General features: G+C 39.6%; 9 protein-coding genes. 7 read left to right on the top strand and 2 right to left on the bottom strand.

Annotated elements, in window-relative coordinates:
• The first annotated feature begins 336 nt into the window (after window positions 1-336).
• The 3 genes from AC33VI_RS04215 to AC33VI_RS04205 all read left to right on the top strand — a co-directional run bounded on the left by AC33VI_RS04215 (window position 337) and on the right by AC33VI_RS04205 (window position 3,435).
• The gene (locus AC33VI_RS04215; RefSeq protein ID WP_491781022.1) at window positions 337-1,080 is read left to right on the top strand and encodes a peptidylprolyl isomerase; all 744 of its coding nucleotides are present in this window, start codon (window positions 337-339) and stop codon (window positions 1,078-1,080) included.
• Between the two features lie 94 nt (window positions 1,081-1,174).
• Window positions 1,175-1,960, top strand: a complete 786-nt coding sequence (locus tag AC33VI_RS04210; RefSeq protein WP_491781021.1) for a hypothetical protein — start codon at window positions 1,175-1,177, stop codon at window positions 1,958-1,960.
• A 182-nt stretch (window positions 1,961-2,142) separates the two neighbouring features.
• Window positions 2,143-3,435 (top strand): homoserine dehydrogenase, encoded by a 1,293-nt coding sequence (locus tag AC33VI_RS04205; RefSeq protein WP_491781020.1) that lies wholly within the window; start codon window positions 2,143-2,145, stop codon window positions 3,433-3,435.
• A 91-nt stretch (window positions 3,436-3,526) separates the two neighbouring features.
• On the opposite strand, the gene AC33VI_RS04200 is transcribed toward AC33VI_RS04205, so the two are convergent.
• Window positions 3,527-5,200, bottom strand: coding sequence for a sensor histidine kinase (locus AC33VI_RS04200; protein ID WP_491781019.1), 1,674 nt, complete (start codon window positions 5,198-5,200; stop codon window positions 3,527-3,529).
• A gap of 198 nt (window positions 5,201-5,398) precedes the next feature.
• Complete coding sequence (locus AC33VI_RS04195) at window positions 5,399-5,692, bottom strand: hypothetical protein (RefSeq protein WP_491781018.1); 294 nt, start codon at window positions 5,690-5,692, stop codon at window positions 5,399-5,401.
• Window positions 5,693-5,907: 215 nt separating this feature from the next.
• Between AC33VI_RS04195 and lepA the strand changes: the two genes are divergently transcribed.
• From lepA to atpE, 4 genes are all read left to right on the top strand, one after another.
• Entirely contained in the window at window positions 5,908-7,719 is a 1,812-nt protein-coding gene (gene lepA / locus AC33VI_RS04190; protein ID WP_491781017.1) for a translation elongation factor 4, read from the top strand.
• A 403-nt stretch (window positions 7,720-8,122) separates the two neighbouring features.
• Entirely contained in the window at window positions 8,123-8,560 is a 438-nt protein-coding gene (locus AC33VI_RS04185; RefSeq protein ID WP_491781016.1) for an ATP synthase subunit I, read from the top strand.
• Window positions 8,561-8,629: 69 nt separating this feature from the next.
• Entirely contained in the window at window positions 8,630-9,373 is a 744-nt protein-coding gene (atpB, locus tag AC33VI_RS04180; protein ID WP_491781015.1) for a F0F1 ATP synthase subunit A, read from the top strand.
• A 132-nt stretch (window positions 9,374-9,505) separates the two neighbouring features.
• Window positions 9,506-9,751, top strand: a complete 246-nt coding sequence (gene atpE, locus AC33VI_RS04175) for an ATP synthase F0 subunit C (protein ID WP_491781014.1) — start codon at window positions 9,506-9,508, stop codon at window positions 9,749-9,751.
• Window positions 9,752-10,065 lie beyond the last annotated feature (314 nt).

The following is a 10,065-nucleotide window of genomic DNA, read 5'->3' as shown; positions in this document are numbered from 1 at the left end:
TCTGCCTCGACCGAAAGTAAGGCGTTTAGTTAGCCGCAACTAGTCCTTTAGGGCTACCCCCTGCCTGCATGCGGACACACGAATGTCCTTTGCGCCTTAAAACGATCTATTCTGTACCTGACTTAGATGAAAACTGCTGTAAATAGATAAAATTCTTTATACCAATTCTCTAAAATAACCCTAAGAAATTTTTCCGCGATTGAATGTCTTATTTCCCAACTTCCTAACGAAATCAATGTAGAGTAAGCTTTTCAATAAATTGGTCTTTTTTGCATACCCCAATTTGACTGAGAAATAAATATCTCCAACAAGCAATAAAAATGGGAGATATTTAAAATGACTTTAGCAATTCAATCTCAAACCGAAACCATTACAGCTTGGGACATTATTCCTCGCTTGACACGCTATCAAATGTTGCCTCAACTAATCAAAGAAAGCATTATCGATGAGGCGATCGCATCTATAGAATGTACCTCTGAAGAAATTGCTAATGCTGACAAAATATTCGAGAGACAAAACGGCATTCAAACCCCAGCCCAAAGGGCAGAATGGGCAGCTATCAGAGGAATGAGTGAGACAGATAGACAAGAAATAGCAATTCGTCAGCTAAAAATTGAGAAATTTAAGCATCAACAGTGGAGTCACACCACAGAAGCCTATTTCATGAAGCGTAAAGCTCAATTAGATAAAGTAGGATTTTCAATTATTAGTACCAAAGACAAACATCTAGCCCAAGAAATATACTTTCGCCTTCAAGCAAAAGAACAAACTTTTAGCGAACTAGCCCAGCAATTTTCTGAAGGTTTAGCAGCCAACACCGATGGGATGGTTGCCCCCACAGAATTTGGTTCTTTACCCTCTGCATTTGCTCAATTACTCAGAAACCAAACACCAGGAACATTGCTTCCTCCCTGTCCTACTGCTGATGGTATGGCGATTGTGAGAATTGACAAGGTAATCTCAGCCCAATTAGACCGTTTGACCTATCAACGTTTGTTAAACGAGCAATTTCAACAATGGTTGCAGCAACAAATTAAAGAGCGCAGTGTTGCCATTAAAAACCTACAAATTAATTATTAGTTTTTTCCCAGAAATTATTTTTTGCATATCCTTATTTAATTCATAAATAAGTAACTACAGAAGAAAACAAAATCTTAATTAAGGATTTAAAATCATGCTTATTCCCCAAGTTCCTTTTTCTCAAGTACTAGCTATCGGTCAAAGCCTCAATAACTTTCCTGTCAGCGTTAATTCCCCCAATTTTTTCCTAGAAGAATTACTTTTTACTCAAGCCTTTATACAATTTGGTCGATTGGCAACACCTTTTATCGTTAACGGACTTCCTCCTGGAGTACAACCACCAATCTTTAACCCTGGTTCTTTCACCTTTGCTAGCGTTAGTGACACTTTTAACACTACAGATAATTTTCTCAACTTTAATAGTTTAGATGCAAACACTACCGCAGCATATTTACCAGCAACAGACACAGAAATCAGACCTAACATAGTAGGTGTATTTGATACCGCAACTGGTATAGAAAACGGGACTTTATACGACATTAGCGATCCTGGGGACACTATAGATACATTAATTAGCTTTGGGGAATTAGATAATAATATAATTGCTAGTTTAGAAACTATTGGCGGACAAGATGCCATCGATTTATATCATTTCAGTATCAGTGAAACTAACCTCTTTGCCGCTGTTCTAGTCAATCTCGAAGCTGATGTAGATTTAGGAGTGTTCGATCTTCAAGGACAACTCATTGCTAGCTCGGAAAATGTGGGTACAGCCGATGAGGCGATCGCAACTATTCTCGACGGAGGAGACTATATTGTGGGTGTAGTTTCTGCCGATGGATTGCCTAGCAACTATGATTTAGGTTTAATCACCGATGACGGTACATCCTTTGCCCCAGCACCAACTCAACCTTTTCCTTCAGAAGTGAGTGTTTTTTAGCTTTTATCAAACTCCAATCATCGATTCACTTTAATAATTTCCTCTCAAGGTAATTCTATTCTTGAGGGGATTTTTGTTTTTTCTTTTAACTCCATTATTCTTTTCGATCGCAGATTACATTAGCCAAGATTCCCTATTACCGTTAATCTAGATAAGGTATTACAGTCAGGACAAAAAAAGTTGTGACTCTTAAAATAGGTTTATTAGGATACGGCACAGTCGGTACGGGTACGGCAGAAATTATTCTCGATCCTGCGGGAAGGAACGATTTGCTGCGGGAAATTGAAATAACCAAAGTAGGAGTGCGATCGCTAACTAAGCCGAGGTCGCCAGAACTACCTACAGGGGTTTTGACTACTGACTTGGAAGCAATTGTTACCGACCCTGAAATTGAGATTATAGTGGAATTGCTGGGGGGATTAGAACCTTCGCGATCGCTAATTCTCACAGCCATAGCTAATGGCAAACATATTGTGACGGCAAATAAAGCGGTCATTGCCCGTCATGGAGAAGAAATTTTTAATGCTGCCAACCAAGCAGGGGTCTATGTTCTCTTAGAAGCTGCCGTCGGTGGTGGTATTCCCGTTATTAAGCCTTTAAAGCAATCTCTAGGGGTAAACCGCATCCAGACGATAATTGGAATTATTAATGGCACGACTAACTATATCTTGACTCAAATGACTGAGGCAGGGGCAGACTTTGAGGAAGTTTTAGCAGAAGCCCAGAAATTAGGCTATGCAGAAGCAGATCCCACTGCCGACGTGGACGGTCACGACGCAGCCGATAAGATTGCTATTTTAGCAGCGATCGCTTTTGGCGGCAGAATCAAACGAGAAGATATTTCTTGCGAAGGTATTCGTCAAATTAGCGCGACAGATATTAATTATGCAGAAGATTTGGATTTTGTTATTAAACTATTAGCGATCGCTAAAGCTAATACCGAGAATGATTCTTTACAGGTTAGGGTTCATCCTACCCTAGTTCCCAAAGAACACCCTCTAGCCAATGTTAATGGTGTTTTCAATGCCATTTTGGTAGAAGGCGAACCCCTCGGACAAGTAATGTTGTACGGCCCTGGGGCGGGTAAAGGTGCGACAGCTAGTGCGGTAGTATCAGATATTGCCAATATTGTGGCTATTTTGCAAACTGGAAATAACCATCAAAAACTAGATCCTCTGTTGCGCTGTTCTCACGAACATTTTAGCGAATTGACTCCTTTAGCTGAAGTAGAAACTCGTTTTTACGCTCGCTTTCTTTGCCAAGATGTTTCTGGCGTAATTGGTCATTTGGGAATTAGTTTTGGCAACCACGATGTCAGTCTAGAATCAGTGGTACAAATCGGTTTTCAAGGTAATTTAGCCGAAATTGTTGTTGTCACCCATGACGTGAAAGAAGGGAATTTCCGTCAAGCACTGGCAGAAATCAAAAAACTAGAGGCGATCGATAGTATTCCTAGCATTATTAGGGTACTTTAACTGTTTTCTTCGAGAACTTCAGTGACTAATGACTAATAACTAATAACTAATAACTAATAACTAATAACTAATAACTAATAACTAATAACTATCATCTATCAGACTGTGCGGTTTTAATTACAGGCAAATGAGTTAAAGGTACGCTAAAAGTAACTGTCGAACCCAAACCATCTCCCATACTGTAAAAAGAAATATTACCGCCCATTGCTTCGACTAATTTTTGAGAAATTGCCAAACCTAAACCCGTACCGCCATAGGATTTTGTACGGGAACCATCTACCTGATAGAAATTTTCAAATAGTTTATTTTGCTTTTCCAAAGATACCCCAATGCCCGTATCGGCAACGCTAATTTTCACCATTCCTGGCAATTCTCGACCCTGAGATTCGACTTTTTTATTATTAATTTCAGCAGCAATGGCAATACCACCTTCTTGGGTAAATTTAATTCCATTTCCTACCAAATTTAACATTACTTGTAGCAAGCGTTGATAGTTGCCATAAAGAGTTACGGGAGTCATGGTAGCAGGAGATTTAAACTGCAAATATAGACCTTTTTGTTCTGCTTGCTTGCGAATTAAATTATCAACATTATGAAATAACTCATCTAATTCGATTTCGCTTAACTCCAAGTCCATTTTGCCCGCTTCAATCTTGGCAATATCTAAAATATCGTTAATCAGATTCAACAGATGAATCGAAGACTTATAAGCCTCTTCAATAAACTCTTGTTGTTCTTCTGCATTGTCAGCCATTCCTTCTAACAACAGCTTGAGAAAGCCAATAATTCCGTTTAAAGGAGTGCGTAGTTCGTGGGAAGTATTAGCTAAAAAATCACTTTTAAGACGGTTGGCTTCTTCCGCTTGAATGCTGGCTTGTTCGACTTCGCGGTATAACTTAGCCAGGGAAATAGCTGCGTCTACTTGTTCGGCTATCTCCTTGAGCATTTCCATTTCTGCCGTCGTCCAATGGCGATAGCGATCGCATTGTTGCAGACAAATTAAAACATTATCTTCACTATGATAATTTGTCGATACTACCAAGCTAGATTTGCGATTTAAAACATCTTCTTCCATAAAATCGATGGCTATGGGAGATGAAGATTCTAATGCTTGTTGTAAATGGACTTCTCTTTGCCAATTAATTTGATATTCAGTGATGGAATTGGAAAGATCGGTGCAGTAATATTCAGCTTCTACAGCTAATTGAGAGATATTATCGTAATTTGCCAAAATCAAACAGCGACTAGCTGCAAAAGTCTCACCGACATTATTCACCGTTTGCTGATAAATAGTTTCTAAATCCAAGCTACGGCGTATTTTACGCACCACTTGCTCTAACAATTTTTGGTAACTATAAATAGCTGCTGGAGCTTCATTTTGAGCAAAAGAAAACATTTTTGCTTCTTCTAACAAATGTCCCATCACCAATACTGCTTGTGGTTCTTTACTAGTAGAAAGTATGGGACTAATGACCAACTCAAAAGAATGAGAAACTTGTCCGCATTTAAACAAACAATAACACTGCTCGGGAAGGCGACGTTTAATTACCCTGCGGATTTTATCCAAATAAGCCTGGGGATCGACTGGAGTAAAAATTGTATTAAATAAACTAATAGGGAGATCGCCTTTCTGACTGATGAAATCATCACGAATGCCATATTTTTCTGCTTTTGCCCACCAAAAAGACAAGTAGTTACCTGCAATATCTTGAGTAAAAACTAATTCTGCTCCCAATTGTTGCCATTGTATTTCACTGGCTGACATAACGGTATTGCTATTAGATTGTTCTGGATTAAACCTAGGGAGCATGGGCAAGGGAGTTAACTAGATTTGATAATCTAAGACAGAGTTTTAGTCAAACTCTTCCCTGAAACTATAACCTATAGATTACAGCAAAGAGGAATTAGCTTAGTCTTTACTCTAAATATTCCCAATATTCTCGATCTTTTAACCCTATTTTGGCTAATCGTTCCATTCTCCTTGAGGTGGTACGGGAGGATTGCGCCGAAAAGTACGGGTTAGATCGGTATCTCCATCTCTTTCGCCATTGAGCCACTGTTTGATGGCAGTCTCGATGATTTTACTCGGATTGTTGGTTAAGTGTCCGATCCGTTCTAAGATCTCAGAATCTAAATCGATAGATACTCTAACTTTCCTTGAATCTATCTCCGAACCAAGCGAGGGATCTTGGTTAGAAGATTTGTTTGGTGGAGAAAATGAGGAAGATTTTTCTGCTGCAATGGAATCGTCATTCATAAAAGGTTTTAGGTGGGATTTATTTTTATTTTACCTGTTGGGATTTAGTTTCTCAAAATCAACCAAACTCCAGTCTAACTTGCTTTACTTTCGTAATTTTTGTAAAAATGCACATTACAATAGTTTAAGCAATGGTTGGCAATTGTAGTTGTAATAGCTTTCAAGAATACCGTACCAAAGCAAACTTTTAAATATTTTTAACTAACTGAATTTTTATGACCGACGTTCCCGTCTCTCGTATCCGTAACTTTTCGATTATTGCTCATATCGATCACGGTAAATCTACCCTAGCGGATCGAATGCTCCAAGACACAGGTACTGTGGCACAAAGACAGATGAAAGAACAATTCCTCGATAATATGGATTTGGAGCGAGAGCGAGGAATTACCATCAAGCTACAGGCAGCCAGAATGAACTACACTGCCAAAGATGGGCAAGATTATGTTTTAAACCTAATTGACACTCCAGGTCATGTAGACTTTTCTTATGAAGTATCTCGTTCCTTGGCTGCTTGCGAAGGTGCATTGCTGGTAGTAGATTCTTCCCAAGGGGTAGAAGCTCAAACCCTAGCCAATGTTTATCTAGCTCTCGAAAACGATTTAGAAATTATCCCCGTTCTCAATAAAATCGACCTGCCTGGAGCAGAATGCGATCGCGTGGCGCAAGAAATCGAAGATGTAGTTGGTTTGGATTGCACTGAAATTATTAAAGCATCAGCAAAAATCGGCTTGGGAGTAGACGATATTTTAGAAGCAATCGTCCAACAAGTACCCCCACCAGCAGACACCGTAGACGAGCCTTTACGTGCCCTGATCTTTGACAGTTATTACGATGCCTATCGCGGAGTTATTGTCTATTTTCGCGTTATGGATGGCAAAGTCAAAAAAGGCGATAAAGTGCGCCTCATGGCATCGGGAAAAGAGTATGTTATAGATGAGTTGGGAGTTCTTGCTCCCACTCAAGTTGAAGTAGAAGAACTCCATGCGGGAGAAGTAGGTTATTTCGCTGCTGCCATTAAAGCAGTGGGAGATGCTAGGGTTGGCGATACCATCACTTTAGTAGATGCTGCTGCCCCCGAACCTTTACCTGGTTATACAGAAGCAAAACCAATGGTTTTCTGTGGTTTATTCCCCACCGACTCCGACCAATATCCCGATTTACGGGATGCTTTAGATAAACTCAAGCTTAACGATGCTGCTCTTTCTTACGAGCCAGAAACTTCTAGCGCGATGGGTTTTGGTTTTCGTTGTGGTTTCCTGGGCTTGTTGCATATGGAGATCGTTCAAGAAAGATTGGAGAGAGAGTACAATCTCGATCTAATTACTACTGCTCCTTCGGTAATTTATCGCGTTACTACCATCGAAGGAGAAATAATGGAAATTGACAATCCTAGTTTGCTTCCCGATCCCCAAAAACGAGAAAAAATTGAAGAACCCTATATTAAAGTAGAAATCATTACTCCCGAAAATTTTGTCGGTACTTTAATGGACTTATGCCAAACCAGACGGGGAGTATATAAAGATATGAAATACTTTACTCAAAACCGTACCTGTTTGGTTTATGAGTTGCCCTTGGCAGAGGTAGTTACCGACTTTTTCGACCAAATGAAGTCTCGCACCAAAGGCTATGCCAGTATGGAGTACCAAATGCTCGGCTATCGCAGCGATAATTTGGTCAAGCTAGATATTTTGGTAAATAAAGACCCTGTAGATGCTCTTTCTACTATCGTCCATCGGGATAAAGCCTATTATGTCGGTCGAGCTTTAACGGAAAAACTCAAAGAATTGATTCCTCGCCATCAATTTAAAGTACCAATTCAGGCAGCAATTGGGGCGAAGGTTATCGCTAGCGAACACATTCCTGCTTTGCGTAAAGATGTCTTGGCAAAATGTTATGGCGGTGATATCTCTCGTAAGAAAAAACTCTTGCAGAAACAAGCCAAAGGTAAAAAGCGCATGAAGTCTATCGGTACTGTTGACGTGCCTCAAGAGGCATTTATGGCAGTTTTGAAAATCGGTAAAGCATAAACCAACAGTAGCTCGATCAACAATTCAAAGCGATCGCCCGATTTCTAGAAGAGAGGAGGCGATTTTTTTGTCAATAACTTATTGTACATCAGTTTTAAGACTGACTGTAGACAGTCAATGGGTTCAATATTCGCGATCGTTTTTATCTCCAAGAGCGGTAATTTTACCCGAGAAACTCGATTTAGAAATTTTTAATAATTGTTACTTGAGCGTGATATGATTCTTCATGTCTGGACTAGGGTAACAGTATGTTGCGGGTTCAATTATTTATCTATTAAACGATAAATCAAAGAAAAATAATATTTTTTGATATTCTGTTGAATGGCAATAAATTTAACTCAAAAAACTGTAACTCCAGACATAACATTAAGCACGAGCCAAAGTTGATTTAAACTGTCTAATCTTGTCTAGCAATCAAATCGAACCAACATCGACAACTGAAGAAGATCGAAGTTCGGCAGAATCATCTACGATAGTAGATAATTCCATGTCAGAGTACTATCAGCTTAAGCAAAACTTATTACTGGTAACTCTGGGGCTTACAGCGATAATCTTCGTTTCTGTATGGATAACTTATAGCTTAAACACTTCTCTCAATTACTTGTTAGGAGCTTGTGTCGGCATAGTCTATTTAGGAATGTTAGCCAGAGAAGTAGAAAAAATCGGCTCTCAAAAAAAGGGAGTCGGATCGACTAGACTGGCTCTAATTGCTGGTGTAATTATAGTTGCTACACAACAGCAACAATTGCAAATCGTACCCATTTTTCTCGGTTTTTTGACCTACAAAGTTGCCATTATTCTTTACGTGGTACAGACAACCCTAATGCCAGAAAATAAGTAAAGAAAAGGTAACGGTCAACGATCGAATAAACGGGCTGCAAAGCGTGATATCTGGGGACAAATCGCAATCATGGAAATTTTAAATAATTTTAATTCTCTCGTACAATTTCCCCTAGCTTCCCTAGAAGTGGGCAAGCATTTTTATTGGGAGATTGGCGGTTTAAAATTACATGGTCAAGTTTTTCTGGCTTCTTGGGTAGTAATTGCCATTCTAGTAATTGCTGCATTTTTGGGGTCGAGAAATATCCAGAGAATTCCCAGTGGCATGCAAAACTTTATGGAGTATGTACTGGATTTCATCAGGAGTTTGGCAAAAGACCAAATCGGTGAAAAAGAATATCGCGACTGGGTACCTTTTGTCGGTACTTTGTTTTTATTCATTTTCGTCTCTAACTGGTCTGGGGCATTAGTTCCTTGGAAATTGATTGAAATTCCCGAAGGCGAACTAGCCGCACCCACCAACGATATCAACACAACAGTTGCTTTGGCTTTATTGACTTCTGTGGCATATTTTTATGCAGGAATCAAGAAAAAAGGCTTGGGCTACTTTGCGGGATATCTAGAACCAACGCCAATTCTTGCACCATTTAAGGTTTTAGAGGATTTTACAAAACCTTTGTCCCTCAGCTTCCGTCTTTTCGGAAACATCCTGGCAGATGAACTAGTAGTCGCTGTATTGGTACTTCTCGTTCCTCTTTTCGTACCTCTGCCGTTGATGGTTTTGGGACTATTTTTAAGCGCGATTCAAGCACTTATTTTTGCGACTCTAGCGGCTGCCTATATTGGCGAAGCATTAGAGGAACACCACGAATAGTCATGTTCGTTGGTGGTATTGGGTTGGTCGTCACCCAATACACGCAGACTAGTTACTAGTTTGCGATCGCACGTAAAAGCCGATCGTTTTATTTATTTGTTAACTCACATTTAGTTTAAAAGGAAAAAAAACATGGAACCCTTAGTTGCTGCTGCATCTGTCGTCGCTGCTGCCCTTGCTGTAGGTCTAGGCGCAATTGGCCCTGGTATCGGTCAAGGTAATGCTGCTGGTCAAGCTGTAGAAGGTATTGCTCGTCAACCCGAAGCAGAAGGTAAAATTCGCGGTACTCTACTTCTTAGTTTGGCGTTTATGGAAGCGTTAACTATCTATGGTCTAGTAGTATCTTTAGTATTGTTATTTGCTAACCCCTTCTCCTAAGAGATTTTTTGCTGCCCGAACCCTATTAAATCTGATATCGTTCGGGCGGACAATTTATATTAGGGGCGTTTTATAGTTTAGGCTATGGAATTTACGCCCTATCAACATAAGATTTATAGCCAACAAACCGTCGAGCATTCTAAGCCAAAGAATGTCTCCACTAATTCGATTTAAAAATTAGTATTTGGTTACTAATCTAGGCAAAAAAAACAGGGTTAAATACAATGACATATTGGACTATTTTTTTAGCGGCAGCTGATGTTGCTGCTGAAGCTGAAGGCGGTTTATTTGATATTAATGCCACTTTACCTTTA

Source organism: Waterburya sp., assembly GCF_058530065.1.
Note: the sequence above shows the minus strand (reverse complement) of the source record. Positions and strands in the feature narration are given on the sequence as shown.

Coding starts and splice junctions, on each gene's coding strand:
- AC33VI_RS04215 (WP_491781022.1), top strand. CDS start 337: ATGACTTTAGCAATTCAATCTCAAACCGAAACCATTACAGCTTGGGAC.
- AC33VI_RS04210 (WP_491781021.1), top strand. CDS start 1,175: ATGCTTATTCCCCAAGTTCCTTTTTCTCAAGTACTAGCTATCGGTCAA.
- AC33VI_RS04200 (WP_491781019.1), bottom strand. CDS start 5,200: ATGTCAGCCAGTGAAATACAATGGCAACAATTGGGAGCAGAATTAGTT.
- AC33VI_RS04195 (WP_491781018.1), bottom strand. CDS start 5,692: ATGAATGACGATTCCATTGCAGCAGAAAAATCTTCCTCATTTTCTCCA.
- lepA (WP_491781017.1), top strand. CDS start 5,908: ATGACCGACGTTCCCGTCTCTCGTATCCGTAACTTTTCGATTATTGCT.
- atpB (WP_491781015.1), top strand. CDS start 8,630: ATGGAAATTTTAAATAATTTTAATTCTCTCGTACAATTTCCCCTAGCT.
- atpE (WP_491781014.1), top strand. CDS start 9,506: ATGGAACCCTTAGTTGCTGCTGCATCTGTCGTCGCTGCTGCCCTTGCT.